This window comes from Halomonas saccharevitans, from assembly GCF_900116405.1.
In the GTDB taxonomy this organism is placed as follows: domain Bacteria; phylum Pseudomonadota; class Gammaproteobacteria; order Pseudomonadales; family Halomonadaceae; genus Halomonas; species Halomonas saccharevitans.
This window is the reverse complement of the sequence record NZ_FPAQ01000003.1, coordinates 87018-101978: the sequence shown is the minus strand read 5'-3', so window position 1 is coordinate 101978 and position 14961 is coordinate 87018. Positions and strand designations below refer to the sequence as shown.

Sequence of the window (14961 nt, the reverse complement as noted above, 5' to 3'; positions counted from 1 at the left end):
CATACACCGCGCCGGGGCAGGCGGTTCGCCGCCCGCCCCGGCCTGCATTCTTCAGGAGCCGTCATGCTTGAACTCGAGGCCCAGCCCCTCACCCCGGAGGCCTTCGCGCCCTTTGGCGACGTGATCGATACGCGCACGTCCGACTACTTTCACATCAACGCCGGCCGCACCCGGCGCTACCACGACCTGGCCCGGGTCGAGACCCTCGGCGAGCAGGCCCACACGCTGATCAGCATCTTCGTCAGCCAGCCGGTCGAGGCGCCCCTCGAGCTGCCGTTCCTCGAGCGTCATCCCCAGGGCAGCCAGGCCTTCGTGCCGATGCACGAGGAGCGCTTCATCGTGGTGGTGGCGCCGCCCGGCGAGGCCATCGAGCCCGCCGCGGTGCGCGCCTTCGTGACCGACGGCCGTCAGGGCGTCAACTACCGTGCCGGTACCTGGCACGCCATCCAGTCGGTGCTCGAGCGCGAGGGCGAGTTCCTGGTGGTCGATCGCGGCGGCGAGGGCAACAACTGCGACGAGTACCCCATCGACATCCGCGTGACCCTGCCGCAAGGCGAGGCCGTCGCGCCGACCAGTAGCGAACAGGAGTCCACTTCATGAGTCAGCCGCGTCAGTCCTCTCACCAGTACTATGCCCCCCAGGGCGGCCACCCGAGCCAGAAGGTGATGACCACCGACCGCGCCATGTTCACCGAGGCCTTCGCGGTCATCCCCAAGGGCGTGTATCGCGACATCGTCACCAGCAAGCTGCCGCACTGGGAGAACACCCGGCTGTGGGTGCTGTCGCGTCCGCTCTCCGGCTTCGCCGAGACCTTCTCCCAGTACATCATGGAGGTCTCCCCGGGCGGCGGCAGCGAGCGTCCCGAGACCGACGCCGGTGCCGAGGGTGTACTGTTCGTGGTGGACGGCGAGATGACGCTGACCCTCAAAGGCGAAAAGCACCGCATGGTGCCCGGCGGCTACGCCTTCCTGCCGCCCGGCAGCGACTGGCAGCTGCGCAACGAGGCCGACGCCCCGGTGCGCTTCCATTGGATCCGCAAGGCCTACGAGTACGTCGACGGCATCGACGTGCCCGAGGCCTTCGTGGTCAACGAGAACGACATCGCGCCGACGGTGATGCCGGACTGCAACGAGGTATGGGCCACCACCCGCTTCGTCGACCCGGACGACCTGCGCCACGACATGCACGTGACCATCGTCACCTTCCAGCCCGGCGGCGTGATCCCCTTCGACGAGACCCACGTCATGGAGCACGGCCTCTACGTGCTCGAGGGCAAGGCGGTCTACCACCTCAACCAGCAGTGGGTCGAGGTCGAGGCCGGCGACTACATGTGGCTGCGCGCCTTCTGCCCGCAGGCCTGCTACGCGGGCGGCCCGGGGCCCTTCCGCTACCTGCTCTACAAGGACGTCAACCGGCATATGGCGCTGCCCTATAGCCAGCGCCGCTGAGGCTGAGGCCACGACTGCGCGACACGACGACACCCGCCAACAGGCGGGTGTCGTCGCTGTGGGGGAGGGTTGTGGAAGAGGTGAGGCGTCAGTCGCGATTGATCTGGGTGATCGACTCGCCGGTGTGCTGGACGTGATCGGCGAGCAGGCGCCGCGCCCGCTCGCCGTCGCGAGCCTTCAGGGCCTCGAGGATGGCGCGGTGCTCGTCGGTGGACTCCTGCCAGCGGCCGATGCGCTCCAGCGCCAGGTAGCGGGCACGCTCCAGGCGGCCGAGCAGCCGTCGGTGGGTCTCCTCCAGCACCGGGTTCTTGGCGCCGGCCACCAGCAGGGCATGGATCCGCTGGTTGAGCGCGAAGTAGCCGTCCCGGTCGCCCTTCTCGTGGAGCTTCTCCAGGCGCTCCTGCAGGGCCTCCAGCTGCTTGAGCTCGGTGTTGGTCATGCGCTCGGCGGCCAGGCTCACGGCGAGGCTCTCGATGCCGGCCTCGACCTCGAACAGGTGCTCGAGCTCGCGGGGGTCGATCCGCGTGACCACGGCATTACGGTTGCGCCGCGTGGCGATCAGGCCGTCGCTTGCCAGCATGCGCAGCGCCTCGCGCAGCGGCGTGCGGGAGATGCCCAGCTGCTCGCAGAGCGCCGGCTCGGCGATGCGCTCGCCGGGGGCCAGCTCACCGCGCACGATCATGCGCTGCAGCACCTCGTAGGCCTCCTGGGCCAGCGAGGTGGTCTGGATGCGGCGTCGGCCGGGCGGCGAGTCGGCGATGTCGGGTGCGGGGACGGCATCGCTGTCCATGGTCATGGGCAGGGCCTCCTTGGAGGGGCAGGAGCGGTGAGCAGGAAGAAGCCCGTCGGGCGAATGTGCTCAGTATAGGGTGCGTCACGGCGGGGCGGGAAGGCCGCCGGGGGGGTCCCGGCGGCCTGCTCCGCACGTGCTCAGGCCTGCGTGGTGGCCAGCGGCTGGCGGCCGACCAGTCGCGAGAGGGCCTCGCCCAGGCCCAGGCAGTCCTTGCTGGGCGGCACGGCGAAGCTTCCGCCGCGGGGCGCGGTGGGGGCCAGGTCGATCATCGCCTGGGCCTGGTGCAGGGCGCAGGTCACCCCGTCCAGTGCCGGCACCGGCAGGCGATGCGCCACCGTGCGGGCGAGCCCCGCCAGCGGCGCGCCGGCGAGTATCAGCACGTCGGCGCCGTCGTCGGCCACCGCCCGCTCGGCCAGCGCCACCAGGCGATCGCCCTGATCCTCCTGGACGCGGCCGATGTGGGCCAGCGGCTCGTCCAGGGCGCGGATGCTGGCCAGCCGGTCGGCGAAGCCGTAGCCCGCGATGGTCTCACGGTACCAGGCCTGGATGCGCTGGGAGATGGCGATCACCGAGAAGCGGCTGCCCTGCTGGCAGGCAGTGACCAGGGCGGCCTCAGTCATGCCGACCACCGGGATCGGCAGGATCTCGCGCAGCGCGGCAAGCCCGGGGTCGCCGAAGGCGGCGACCACTACGGCGTCGTGGTCGGCATGGGCCTCGGCGGCGACTTGCATGGCCGCGTAGCCGCCGACCTGGGACTCGGCCCGGGTCTCGATGTAGGCCACGCCGAAGGGCGCGGTGGCCATGGTCAGCTCGGTGCCGGGGCGGGTGCTGCGCCGCGCCTCGGCCTCGATCAGGCGGGTCACGTCGGTGGAGATGTTGGGGTTGATGACCAAAAGTTTCATGGCGTGCTCTCGTGTTCGGGTGTCGATGCCGCGCCCTGGGCGCAGGATCCCTCGCAACCCGCCCGTGAGGGTAGGCGGCGCGGCGTTCTCGTTATGGTCGGGTGTTCGTCAGTAGCCCAGGGTGCGGGGCAGCCAGGTGACGATGCCGGGGAAGGCGATGCAGGCGATCAGCACGGCGTACTGGAAGAGGATGAACGGCCAGGCACTCTTCATCAGCTCGTTGAGGCTGAGGTTGGAGATGCCGCACATCACGAACAGCAGCACGCCCACCGGCGGCGTCATCATGCCGACCACCAGGTTCATCACGAACAGGAAGCCGAACAGCAGCGGGTCGACGCCGTAGGCCAGGGCGATGGGGGCCAGCAGCGGGACCAGCATGATGTAGGCGGCGTTGGACTCGATGAACATGCCCACGCCGATCAGCAGCGCCATGACCAGCAGCAGGAACATCAGCGGGTCGTCGGTGAGTCCCTGGATCCAGTTGGTGAGCTGCATCGGGATCAGGTCGATGGTGAAGGCGAAGGTCATCGTCGAGGCGAAGGCGATCAGCGCGCCGACCATGGCGGCGGTCACCGCGGCGTTGAACATCGCCTTGGGCAGGTCCGAGAGGCGCAGCTGGCGAGTCACGAAGAAGCCGATCAGCAGCGCATAGACCACGGCGATGGCGGCCCCCTCGGTGGGGGTGAAGGCGCCGGCGACGATGCCGCCGACCACCACGATGGGCATCAGCAGGATCGGCAGCGCGCGCCAGGTCTGCACCAGCACGTGGCGCAGCCCCACCACGCCGCCGACCAGCGGATAGCCGCGGCGCATCGACAGGAAGCTCGCCAGGCCCATAAAGCCCACAGCAAGAATCACACCGGGTATGACTCCTGCCATAAACAGCCCGCCCACCGAGACCGAGGAGCCGGCCATCAGGGCGTAGATGATCATGGCGTTGCTGGGCGGGATGATGGCGCCCAGGTTGGCGGCCGAGGCCACCACGGCGCTGCTGTAGCCGGTGTCGTACTGCTGGCGCATGGAGGGCACCAGCGAGCTGCCCAGCGCACTGGCGCTGGCCACCGCGGCGCCGCTGACCGCAGCCAGCACCATGCCGGCGACGATGGCGACGTGGGCCAGGCCGCCGTGGACGCGACCGATCAGCGAGTTGGCGAAGTCGACCAGGCGCTGCAGGATGCCGGCGGCAACCATCAGCTCGCCGGCCAGCATGAACAGCGGGATGGCCATCAGCGGGAAGCTGTTGACCGAGTGCATCATGCGCTGGGGCATCACCGAGAAGTCCATGCCGCCGACGTAGAGGCCGACCAGCGAGGCCAGGCCCAGGGCGAAGGCCAGCGGCATGCGCAGCAGGGCGAAGCCCAGGAAGGTGAAGATGATGGCGGGGGTCATGAGGCGATCCCTCCTTGACGCTCCGGCGGGGCGCTTTGCAGCGGCTCCAGCCGGCAGGCCTGGGCGATCAGGTGCAGGCAGCAGTGGACGGCACAGACCAGCACGGCGATGTAGAAGACGGCGGCGGTGATCGGCAGGGTCGGCATCATCTCCTGCCACTTGTCGGCCACCGCGCCGAGGCTGATCCAGGCCAGCACCGCCATCAGCACGGCGCCGACCAGCGCCATCAGGCGCGCCAGCGAGTCCCGCACGCTCTTCGGCAGCAGGCTCACCAGGGCGTCGATGCCGACGTGGATGCCGACCTTGATGCCGTGGGGAATGGCCAGGAAGATCGCCCACACGAAGCACAGGCGCGACAGCTCATCGGCGGAGTCGATGGAGGTGCCGAGCACGTAGCGGGCGAACACCTGGGACGAGACCAGCACGGTCATCAGCGTCATGGCCAGCAGGATGGCGAAATAGGAGCTGCGATCCAGCAGCGCCAGGCCGTGCAGGAAATGGCGGGTGAGCGGGCTGGAGGCATGCGCCTCCAGCCGGTGCCAGGCGGGTGTCATGACCCCAGCTCCTCGAGCACCCGGTCAACGATCTCCGCGCCGATCTTGTCGCGCAGGTCATCGACCACGCCCTGGCTGGCGTCACGCAGCGCGCTGCGGGTCTCGTCGCTGATCGGGGTGAACTGCATGCCCCGCTCGATCAGCGTCTCGCGGGCCGCCGTGTCCTCTTCGGCGGCGGTCTCGCGCTGCCAGGCCACCGCCTCGGCCATCGCCTCGTTCACCGCCTGCTGCTCGTCCTCGCTCAGTCCCTCGAACTTGTCGCGATTGGCGACCACCACGATGTAGTCGTAGAAGTGGCCGGTATCGGAGAGATAATTCTGCACCTCGTCGAGGCGCTTGGTGCTGATGATGCTGTAGGGATTCTCCTGGCCGTCGAGCACGCCCTGCTGGAGGGCCCCGTAGACCTCGTTGATGTCCATGGAGACCGGGTTGGCGCCGATGGCCCGGAAGGTGTCCAGGTGGGTCTGGTTGGGCTGCAGGCGGATCTTGAGGTCCTGGAAGTCCTCCACGGTCTCGAGGGGGTGGACGCTGTTGGTGACGTGGCGGAAGCCGAGCTCCATGTAGCCGAGTGCCGTGAAGCCGGCCTCGGCGAGCTTCTCGTCGAGCAGCTCGCCGACCTCGCCGTCGATCAGCGCGAAGGCGTCCTCGCGGCTGTCGAAGGCGAAGGGCAGGCTCAGCGCCTCGAGCTCGGGCACGGTGCGCGACAGGTAGGAGATGCCGATCCAGGTGCCCATGATGGCGCCCGAGTTCACCTGGTCGACGTTCTCACCGGCGCCGCCTAGCTGCATGTTGGGGAACAGTTGGGCGGTCAGGTCGCCGTCGGTACGCTCGGCGAGCTGCTCCTGGAAGATCTCCATGGCGCGGCTGCTGGAGTGATCGTCGGTGAAGTTGCCACCGAAGCGCAGGGTGTCGGCGCCGGCCATCAGCGGCGCGCCGAGGCCCAGGGCCAACAGCAGGGGGGTGGTGTAACGAATGGTGCGCGTTGTTGTTGTCATCCGAAAATCCTTCGCGGCAATTGAGGAGGAAGCGGGGGGTGCCCAGGGGCAAGCCGACGCTTCAGGGAAACCATAGGCTAGCGTTTCTAAAAATTCAAAATACAGAATACGGTTTTTTTACTTATTCAATAAAATCATCAGATTGTGTTTTTACAAATTCCGAGCAGATAAGCGGCTGGGTGCATGTGGGCATGCGATCGCATCACTCGCCGAGAGGGCACTCGGCTCCAGTCGGCCCTCTGGGCGATGGGGCGATGGAGCAATGGATCGAAAGGGCGAAGGGGCGAGGAGGGAGATGGCCCAGCCGGCGCTAGGCAGCGGCCGGCCAGCGCCGGCAGGGCTCAGCGCGATGCCAGGCCCTCGAGCACCGCGTCGCCCGTCTTGCGCATGTGGTCGCGCATGGCGCAGGCCAGGGCCTCGCCGTCGCGGCGCTCCAGGGCGTCGAGGATGCGCTCGTGCTCGCGGGCCGACTCATCCCAGCGGCCGAGCTTCATGTTGGCCGCGTAGCGGGCGCGGGTGATCTTGAGGTTGAGCGCGGTCTCGAGCTCGAGCAGCACGCCATTGCCCGAGATCTCGGCCAATCGGCGGTGGATCCGCTGGTTGAGGCGGAAATACTCGGGCCGTTCCTGGCGCCGGTAGTGATCCAGCATCTGCCGGTGCAGCGCGCGCAACTCGGCGATCTCGGCCTCGCCGGCGCGCCGCGCGAGCAGGTGCCCGGAGAGCGCTTCCAGCTCCACCATCACCTCGAACAGGTCGGCGACCTCCCGCGGATCCACCTCGGTCACCTTGGCGCCGCGATTGGGCAACAGCTCCACGAGCCCCTCGTTGGCGAGCACCTTGAGGGCCTCGCGCAGCGGGGTGCGCGAGACCTCGAAGGACTCGCAGAGGCGCTTCTCGGAGATCCGGCTGCCCGGCAACAGCTCGCCCTCGAGCACCATCTCGCGAAGCTGCTCCGCCACCACCTCGTAGAGTGACAGGCGGCGAAGCGGCGCCGAGCCGGCGAGGGCCTCGGGGGCGTTCACATCTGCGGTGTCGTCCATGGACGTCTCCTGTTGGGAGGCGACGCGAACCCGCGTCGCCGGTTGCCGAAAAGTGTACTTGCAAAATCTGGATCTTGTGCGAGTCTTTGCATAATATATTTTGAATTCAAAATTCAGAGCACGCCAGAAGCCCGATAAGCGCGTCCAATAACAACGCCAACACGAACGCCGACAAGAACAAGGATCCTGCCCATGTCACGCACCCTGATCGGGATGCTCACTCCCTCCTCGAATACCGTGCTGGAGCCCTATACCGCGGCCCTGCTCGGCGAGCTGATGCCCGAGGTGACCGCCCACTTCCAGCGCTTCACGGTCAAGGAGATCTCCCTGAGCGACCAGGCGCTGGCGCAGTTCGACCCGGCCCCGCTGCTCGAGGCCGCCGGCCTGCTCAACGACGCCCGCATGGACGTCATCGCCTGGAACGGCACCTCGGCGAGCTGGCTGGGCTTCGAGGCCGACCGCCGGCTGTGCGCCGCCATCACCGAGGTGACCGGCGCGCCGGCGACCACCAGCGTGCTGGCGCTCAACGAGGCGCTCGAGCGCACCGGGGTGACCCGGCTCGGGCTGGTGACGCCCTATCTCGACGGCATTCAGGAGGCGATCGTCGCCAACTATCGATCCGAGGGGATCGAGGTGGTCGCCGAGCGCCACCTCAACGATCGCGGCAACTTCTCCTTCTCCGAGTATGACGAGGCCACCCTGGCCGAGATGGTGCGCGAGGTGGCCAAGGCGAACCCTCAGGCCATCACCATCCTCTGCACCAACCTGCGTGGCGCCGGCATCGTGCCCGAGCTCGAGCGCGAGCTCGGCATTCCCATCTACGACTCGGTCAGCGTCACCGTGTGGAAGACGCTGGCCCTGGCCGGGATCGATCCCGCTCGCATCACAGGCTGGGGAGGGCTGTTCCAGGATCCGCGCCTGACGGCCTGAGTTCGGCAACGCTCCCCGACATCAACGGCAAGACCACCACCAATAATCCCAATCACGAGGTGACCCGATGCCAACCATGACCCCCAAACAGATCGCACTCGGCGTATCGATGGCCGGCGGCCTGCTGATCGGCGGCCTGGCCCAGGCCGAGACCATGCTGCGAACCGTGGGCAATTTCTCCGGCAACAAGCTGCACGTCGAGCAGGTCGAGCGGCCCTTCTTCAACGAGCTGAATGCTCGGGACGACCTGGCGGTCGTCTACAACCCCATGGACGCCATCGGCGTCGAGGCGGCCGATGCCCTGCGCCTGATCCGCTCCGGCGCCTTCGACGTGATGTCGGTGCAGATCGGCATGGCCTCCCGGGACGAGCCGTTCTTCGAGGGCATCGACCTGGCCGGCGTGTCGCCGAGCCTGGATGCCCAGGGCGAGGCGGTCGATGCGGTGCGTGAGGCGTTCGATGCGCGCCTGCAGGAGCGCTTCAATGCCAAGCTGATGACGCTGTGGCCCTTCGGCCCGCAGATGATGTTCTGCAACGGCGACATCGACGGCGTCGAGGACCTCGCCGGCAAGAAGGTGCGCGTCTTCACCCCCTCCATGTCACGCCTGGTGGAAGGCCTTGGCGCCATCCCGGTGACGCTGCAGTTCAGCGAGGTCTACCTGGCCCTGCAGCGCGGCGTGGCCGACTGCGGCGTGACCGCGCCCTCCGCCGGTAATAACGGCAAGTGGCCGGAGGTCACCGACACCTTCGTGCCGCTGCCGCTGGCCTACTCGGTGCAGGGTCACTTCATGAACCTCGACACCTGGAACGGCTTCAGCGAGGAGCAGCAGCGTGAACTCACCGAGGCCTTCGCGCGTCTGGAAGAACAGATGTGGGGGCTGGCCTCCGACGTCAACGATGACGCCATCGCCTGCAACACCGGCCAGGAGAGCTGCACCAACCACGAGGCCTACGACATGGACCTGGTGGAGATCGATCCGAGCTCTCGCGAGCTCGTCGAGCAGATCACCAGCGAGGCGGTGCTGCCGGTGTGGGCCGAGACCTGCAGCAAGCAGTACGACGACTGCGCCGCGGTCTGGAATCGCACCGTGGGTGAGGCCTCCGGCCTGAGCATCCAGTAAGCGTCGTCAACCCGCGCCCCGGCCGCGGCCGGGGCGCCCCTGGAGGTGCCCGATGCTACCCCGGAATCCCTACTGGCTCGCCCGCAGCCTGGCCCACGGCGCCGCCGTGGCCGCCGGCTACGCCGCGCTGGGCCTGTCACTGTTGATCACCTTCGAGGTGATCGCGCGCAAGCTCTTCAACTTCTCCCTGCAGGGCGTCGACGAGATCGGCGGCTACGTGCTGGCGATCGGCGTCTCGTTCAGTTTCGCCTACGCCCTGCTGCACCGTGCCCACACCCGGGTCGACGTGCTGATGGCGCGGCTGCCGGCCGTGCTGCAGGCGCCGCTCAACGCCGCGGCGATGCTGATGCTCGCCGCCTTCTCGCTGTTCATGCTGTGGCGGGCGATCGAGACCCTCCACGAGACCCTGGAGTTCGGCAGCCTGGCCAGCACCCCGCTGCAGACCCCGCTGTGGATTCCCCAGAGCCTGTGGGTGATCGGCCTGGGGGTCTTCGCCCTGCTCACCAGCCTGCTGGCCCTGCACGCCCTGGCGCAGCTGGTCACCGGTCGTGTGCGTGCGCTCAACCGGGATTACGGTCCGCGCAGCGCCCAGGATGAGCTGGACGAGGCCCAGCAGGACTATGGCGGCAGCGTGTCCAACACCGCCACCCCCGCCACCCAGGGAGGAGACGCGACATGATCGGTGCATTCGAGGTCCTGATCGGTTTCGGCATCATGCTCGGCATGATGGCGGCCGGTATCCACGTGGCGGTGGCGATCTTCTCGGTCGCCGCCCTGGGTACCCTGATGTACCTGGGTACGCCGCTGCTCTACTCCTTCGGCGACACCCTGTGGGGTACCCTCAACGACTTCATCCTCACCGCCATCCCGCTGTTTATTCTGCTCGGCGAGCTGCTGCTGCGCAGCGGCATCACCGAGCGGATGTACAGCGCGCTCTCGGTGTGGCTCAACCGCATGCCCGGCGGGCTCCTGCACACCAACATCGGCGCCTCCTCGGTGTTCGCCGCCATGTCCGGCTCGTCGGTCGCCACCGCCGCTACCATCGGCACCGTGGCGCTGCCGGCCTTCGCCGAGCGGGGCTACAGCGAGCGCCTGGCGCTGGGTACCCTGGCCGCCGGGGCAACGCTGGGCATCCTGATCCCGCCCAGCATCAACATGATCATCTACGGCGCGATCACCAACACCTCCATCGGCAAGCTGTTCATCGCCGGCATCCTGCCGGGGCTGGCGCTGGCCGGGGCCTTCATGCTGGCGATCATGGCCTTCAGCCTGCTGCGCCCCGAAGTGGCCGGCGAGCGCGAGCCCAGGGTGGCGCTGCGTGCGCGCCTGGCCTCGCTGGTGGACCTGCTGCCGCCGGCCTTCGTCTTCGCCATCGTCATCGGCAGCATCTACAGCGGCTGGGCCACGCCCACCGAGGCCGCGGCGCTCGGCGTGGTCGCCGCGCTGCTGCTGGCCGCGATCAATCGCAAGCTGACGCTCACCATGCTCCACGAGTGCTTCCTGTCGATGGCGCGGACCACGGCGATGATCATGCTGATCATCGTGGCGGCCTTCTTCCTCAACTACATCGTCGGCATCCTCGGCATCCCCCATACCCTGACCCAGTGGGTCGCCGACCTGGGGCTCTCGCCGCTGGGGCTGATCCTCGCGCTGGTGATCTTCTACCTGGTGCTGGGCTGCTTCCTCGAGACGCTGTCGATGATGATCGCCACCGTGCCCATCGTGGTGCCGATGGTGGTGCAGTTCGGCTTCGACCCGGTGTGGTTCGGCATCTTCCTGGTGATCATGATGGAGATCTCGCTGATCACCCCGCCCATCGGCATGAACCTCTACGTGGTGCAGGGCGTGCGCGGACGCGGCTCGATCTCCGACGTGATGATCGGCAGCCTGCCGTTCCTCGCCATCATGCTGGCCTTCGTGGCGCTGATCATCATCTGGCCGGGCCTGGTGCTGTGGCTGCCCGAGGCCATGGGCTAGGACATGCCCGATGGCCATTTTGGCCTTTCCTAACGCTCGACGTTGACGGGCGCCGGGGGCAAGGCGACGCGAGGGTCTTTTGCCATGGATGGCAAAAGTAGCGCCCAGGGAAGGGTTTACAGCGCTCTCGCGAAGCTTGCCGCCGGATAAGCCCATCACGATCGAGGACCGTGGAAGGATTCCTGATTCGCTCCGGTCGGCCTCTGCGCCGGCTCATTCCGACACTTCAGACGAGGCACGCGACATGTCACGCTTCGACACCATCATCAAGAACGGCCAGCTGATCACCGCGGCTGACCGCTACACGGCCGACATCGGCATCAAGGGCGGGTGCATCATCGCCCTGGGCCAGGAACTGGGTGAGGCCGACGAGATCATCGACGCCCAGGGGCTCTGGGTGATGCCCGGCGGCATCGACGCCCACTGCCACCTCGACCAGCCGCTCGGCGACGGCGCGGTGATGGCCGACGACTTCTACACCGGCACCCGCTCGGCGGCCTGTGGCGGCACCACTACGGTGATTCCCTTCGCCGCCCAGCAGAAGGGCCAGAGCCTGCGCGCCGCCGTGGAGGACTATCACCGGCGCAGCGACGGCAAGGCCTTCATCGACTACGCCTTCCACATGATCGTCACCGACCCCACCGAGACGGTGCTCAAGGAGGAGCTGCCGGCGCTGATCAACGAGGGCTACAGCTCCTTCAAGATTTACCTGACCTACGACGACCTGAAGCTCAACGATCGTGAGGTGCTCAACGTGCTGGCCATGGCCCGCCGCGAGGGCGGCATGGTCATGGTCCACGCCGAGAACGCCGACTGCATCGCCTACCTGACCGAGCTGCTCGAGGCCCAGGGCCAGACCTCGCCCTACTACCACGGCGTGGCGCACTCGGCGATCGCCGAGCGCGAGGCCACCCACCGGGCCATCTCGCTGGCCGAGCTGATCGACGTGCCGCTGTTGATCGTGCACGTCTCCGGCCCCGAGGCGATCGAACAGATCCGCTGGGCCCAGGGGCGCGGGCTGCGCGTCTACGGCGAGACCTGCCCCCAGTACCTGATGCTGACCGCCTCCGACCTGGACCAGGAGGGCTTCGAGGGCGCCAAGTGCGTGTGCAGCCCGCCGCCCCGCGACAAGGCGGCCCAGGAGGCGGTATGGCAGGCACTGGAGAGCTGCGTCTTCCAGGTGTTCTCCTCGGACCACGCGCCGTTTCGCTACGACGATGCCCAGGGCAAGAAGCTGCACGGCGAATCGGCCAGCTTCGAGCACATCCCCAACGGCATCCCGGGGCTCGAGACGCGGCTCTCGATCCTGTTCTCCGAGGGGGTGGTCAAGGAGCGCATCGACCCGACGCGCTTCGTGGCCCTGACCGCGACCAACCCGGCCAAGATCTACGGCCTCTATCCGCAGAAGGGCACCATCGCCATCGGCAGCGACGCCGACCTGACGCTGTGGGATCCCGCCGCCCGCTCCACCATTCGCAACGCCGACCTGCACCATGCCGTCGACTACACCCCCTACGAGGGCGTGGAACTCACCGGCAAGCCGGTGCTGACGCTGTCCCGCGGCCAGGCGGTCTACCGGGACGGCGCCTTCACCGCGCCGGCCGGACACGGTCGCTTCCTGACCTGCGACAAGCCCACGCCCGCCCGGCCGCGTGGCCAGGCGAAGGGGTTCTGAGGATGGCGCAGCAAGAGCGAATCGACGAGCGGATCGACCGCGCCGCAAGGCGCCTGCTAGCGGCCTATCCCCCCGGAGCGATGATCCCGGTGCCGACCGACCTGGCGCTTGCGGACGAGCGCACGGCCTATGCCGTCCAGGCGCGGGTATCGGCCGCGCTGGGCACGCCCAGCGGCTGGAAGCTCGGCGGTATCGTGCCGGGCGAGACGCCACGCTACTCGCGGCTGTTCGCCGAGTGGAGCCAGGTCTCTCCGGCGTGCTTCTCGCGTGACGCCTTCCATCGCGTCTTCCTGGAGCCGGAGCTCGCCGTGGTCATGGGCGAGGCTCTGCCTTTTCGCGAGACGCCCTATCGGCTTGACGAGGTCGTCCCCCGCGTCGCGAGCCTGCACGCGGCCATCGAGCTGGTGGACAGCCGCTTCGACGAGTGGCCGGCGGTGCCGGCGCTCTGGCAGCTGGCCGACGGGCTCAGCCACGGCGCCTTCGTGCTGGGCGAGGCGGCGCCGGCGGGGGACCTTCGTCAGATGCGCGACGCCGCCTACCGCCTCGAGCTCGACGGCGAAACGGTGCTCGACGGCCAGGGCGGCCACCCGGGCGGCGACCCGGCGCGGCTGCTGGTGGAGATGATCAACGACCACATGGCGGCCACGGGGCAGGGCATCGCGGCCGGCGAGGTGATCACCACCGGCACCTTCAACGGCGTGGTGGAGATGCGCGCCGGCCAGCGGGCAAGGCTCGCCTTCGCCGGCATCGGCGAGGCCACGCTGGATCTCGACTAGCCTGACCTCGCGCCGCCTGGACGCGACGAACCGTGGCGCCTCGAAGGCGCCGCGGTTCGTCGCGTCATGCTGTGTCTTTCCCTCTCGAATCTCGCCCTCTCGAGCCTTCGCGATCCGAGCCACCGCCGCCTGGCGCTGGCTCGGGAGTCGCTGGGCGTTGCTCTGGAGTCTCTTGTGAGTCTCTTGTGAGAGGGGAGGCCGCTCAGAACGGCTTGTAGGGCAGGAACTTGCCGTCGAGGGTGATCACCGCGCGGGAGCCGCCCTCGGGATCTTCCACCTTCTGCACGTCGAGCTTGAAGTTGATGGCGCTGATGATGCCGTCGCCGAACTCCTCGTGCACCAGGGCCTTGAGGGTGGTGCCGTAGACCTGAATCATCTCGTAGAAGCGGTAGACGGTCGGATCGCTGGGGATGGCTTCCTCGAGGCTGCCGCGCAGCGGGATCGTCTGCAGCAGCGCCACGTCGTCGGCGTCGAGCTCGAGGGTCTTGCCCACGACCTCGGCGGCCTCTACGGGCAGGGGGTGCTGGCCCAGCAGCGCGGCGGTGACGAAGGCCTTGCTCAGGCCGGTGCCCGCGGTGATCTCGGCGAACGACAGGTCCTTCCTGGCCTTGGCGATCAGCACGCGGTCGGTCAGTGCCTGACGGGCGGCCTGGCGGTTCTGGGATTGCAGCATGATGGTATCTCCTTGGGTGATCAGACAGCTGCGGGCAGCTGCTCGGGGGTGGCGCGGGCCGTGGTGTGGTCCGCGAGGGAAACGAAGGTGTTGGTGCGGGCGTCGAGGGCGTCGATCTGGCCCGAGGCGATGTCGTAGACCCAGCCGTGCAGGGCCAGGCGTCCCTCATCGAGGGCGAAGCACACTGAGGGATGCGTCTTGATGTTGGCCAGCTGGGCGATCACGTTCTCGCGGACCAGGCCATCGACGCGTTCACGCTCGCTGTCGTAGTGGCGTGCCCGGTTGACGATCCGCGCGGAGTCGGCGTAGCGCAGCCACTTGTCGACGGCGGGCATGTGCTCCATGCACTGGCAGCTGGCGATGGCCGTCATGGCGCCGCAGTCGGAGTGGCCGCAGATCACGATGTCGGCCACGCCTAGGGCCGTCACCGCATACTCCACCGCGGCGGAGACGCCGCCGGGCTCCGGGCCATAGGAGGGCACGATGTTGCCGGCGTTGCGGATCACGAACAGGTCGCCGGGCTCGCGCTGGGTGACCAGCTCCGGGACCAGGCGGCTGTCGGAGCAGGAGATGAACAGCGCCCGAGGCGCCTGTCGGGAGGCCAGATCCTGGAACAGGGCGGCGCGCTGCGGGAAGGCGTCGCGCTGAAAGGTCAAGAAACCGTCGATGATGTCCTGCATGGTGGGCTC

At 68.1% G+C, this 14961-nt stretch carries 16 protein-coding genes; 8 read left to right on the top strand and 8 right to left on the bottom strand.

From position 1 onward, the window contains the following. Positions 1-63: 63 nt before the first annotated feature. Together BM388_RS02525 and BM388_RS02520 are read left to right on the top strand one after the other, a co-directional pair. Complete coding sequence (locus BM388_RS02525; protein WP_089846879.1) at positions 64-600, top strand: ureidoglycolate lyase; 537 nt, start codon at positions 64-66, stop codon at positions 598-600. Continuing rightward, positions 597-1448 carry a bifunctional allantoicase/(S)-ureidoglycine aminohydrolase gene (locus BM388_RS02520; protein WP_089846877.1) on the top strand — a complete coding sequence of 284 codons (852 nt, stop codon included), beginning with the start codon at positions 597-599 and terminating at the stop codon, positions 1446-1448. Before BM388_RS02525 ends, BM388_RS02520 begins: the two co-directional genes overlap by 4 nt. An 88-nt stretch (positions 1449-1536) precedes the next feature. Here the strand turns inward: BM388_RS02520 and BM388_RS02515 are convergent, their stop codons facing one another. From BM388_RS02515 to BM388_RS02490, 6 genes are all read right to left on the bottom strand, one after another. Continuing rightward, positions 1537-2244 carry a GntR family transcriptional regulator gene (locus BM388_RS02515; RefSeq protein WP_089846875.1) on the bottom strand — a complete coding sequence of 236 codons (708 nt, stop codon included), beginning with the start codon at positions 2242-2244 and terminating at the stop codon, positions 1537-1539. A gap of 134 nt (positions 2245-2378) precedes the next feature. After that, positions 2379-3143 carry an aspartate/glutamate racemase family protein gene (locus BM388_RS02510; RefSeq protein WP_089846872.1) on the bottom strand — a complete coding sequence of 255 codons (765 nt, stop codon included), beginning with the start codon at positions 3141-3143 and terminating at the stop codon, positions 2379-2381. A 108-nt stretch (positions 3144-3251) separates the two neighbouring features. Continuing rightward, the gene (locus BM388_RS02505; protein WP_089846870.1) at positions 3252-4532 is read right to left on the bottom strand and encodes a TRAP transporter large permease; all 1281 of its coding nucleotides are present in this window, start codon (positions 4530-4532) and stop codon (positions 3252-3254) included. Further along, positions 4529-5086, bottom strand: a complete 558-nt coding sequence (locus BM388_RS02500) for a TRAP transporter small permease (RefSeq protein ID WP_089846868.1) — start codon at positions 5084-5086, stop codon at positions 4529-4531. The genes BM388_RS02505 and BM388_RS02500 overlap by 4 nt, the downstream gene beginning before the upstream one ends. Then, a complete protein-coding gene (locus BM388_RS02495) occupies positions 5083-6081 on the bottom strand; it encodes a TRAP transporter substrate-binding protein (RefSeq protein WP_089846866.1) in 999 nt (332 codons plus the stop codon). The genes BM388_RS02500 and BM388_RS02495 overlap by 4 nt, the downstream gene beginning before the upstream one ends. A 341-nt stretch (positions 6082-6422) precedes the next feature. After that, positions 6423-7121 carry a GntR family transcriptional regulator gene (locus BM388_RS02490; protein ID WP_089846864.1) on the bottom strand — a complete coding sequence of 233 codons (699 nt, stop codon included), beginning with the start codon at positions 7119-7121 and terminating at the stop codon, positions 6423-6425. Positions 7122-7313: 192 nt separating this feature from the next. Here BM388_RS02490 and BM388_RS02485 point away from each other — a divergent pair, with 192 nt between their 5' ends. The 6 genes from BM388_RS02485 (at position 7314) to BM388_RS02460 (ending at position 13599) form a co-directional block, all read left to right on the top strand. Further along, positions 7314-8051 carry a maleate cis-trans isomerase family protein gene (locus BM388_RS02485; RefSeq protein ID WP_089846862.1) on the top strand — a complete coding sequence of 246 codons (738 nt, stop codon included), beginning with the start codon at positions 7314-7316 and terminating at the stop codon, positions 8049-8051. Positions 8052-8127: 76 nt separating this feature from the next. Next, complete coding sequence (locus tag BM388_RS02480; RefSeq protein WP_217641035.1) at positions 8128-9171, top strand: TRAP transporter substrate-binding protein; 1044 nt, start codon at positions 8128-8130, stop codon at positions 9169-9171. Positions 9172-9223: 52 nt separating this feature from the next. Continuing rightward, on the top strand, positions 9224-9850 hold the full coding sequence (locus BM388_RS02475) for a TRAP transporter small permease subunit (protein WP_089846860.1): 627 nt from the start codon (positions 9224-9226) through the stop codon (positions 9848-9850). Beyond that, the gene (locus BM388_RS02470) at positions 9847-11148 is read left to right on the top strand and encodes a TRAP transporter large permease (protein ID WP_089846858.1); all 1302 of its coding nucleotides are present in this window, start codon (positions 9847-9849) and stop codon (positions 11146-11148) included. Before BM388_RS02475 ends, BM388_RS02470 begins: the two co-directional genes overlap by 4 nt. Positions 11149-11392: 244 nt before the next feature. Further along, positions 11393-12823 carry a dihydropyrimidinase gene (gene hydA / locus BM388_RS02465; protein WP_089846856.1) on the top strand — a complete coding sequence of 477 codons (1431 nt, stop codon included), beginning with the start codon at positions 11393-11395 and terminating at the stop codon, positions 12821-12823. 2 nt (positions 12824-12825) lie between these two features. Next, on the top strand, positions 12826-13599 hold the full coding sequence (locus tag BM388_RS02460) for a 2-keto-4-pentenoate hydratase (RefSeq protein ID WP_089846854.1): 774 nt from the start codon (positions 12826-12828) through the stop codon (positions 13597-13599). 202 nt (positions 13600-13801) lie between these two features. On the opposite strand, the gene cynS is transcribed toward BM388_RS02460, so the two are convergent. Together cynS and BM388_RS02450 are read right to left on the bottom strand one after the other, a co-directional pair. Continuing rightward, the gene (gene cynS / locus BM388_RS02455; RefSeq protein ID WP_089846852.1) at positions 13802-14272 is read right to left on the bottom strand and encodes a cyanase; all 471 of its coding nucleotides are present in this window, start codon (positions 14270-14272) and stop codon (positions 13802-13804) included. Positions 14273-14292: 20 nt separating this feature from the next. Further along, entirely contained in the window at positions 14293-14952 is a 660-nt protein-coding gene (locus tag BM388_RS02450) for a carbonic anhydrase (protein ID WP_089846850.1), read from the bottom strand. Positions 14953-14961: the final 9 nt, after the last annotated feature.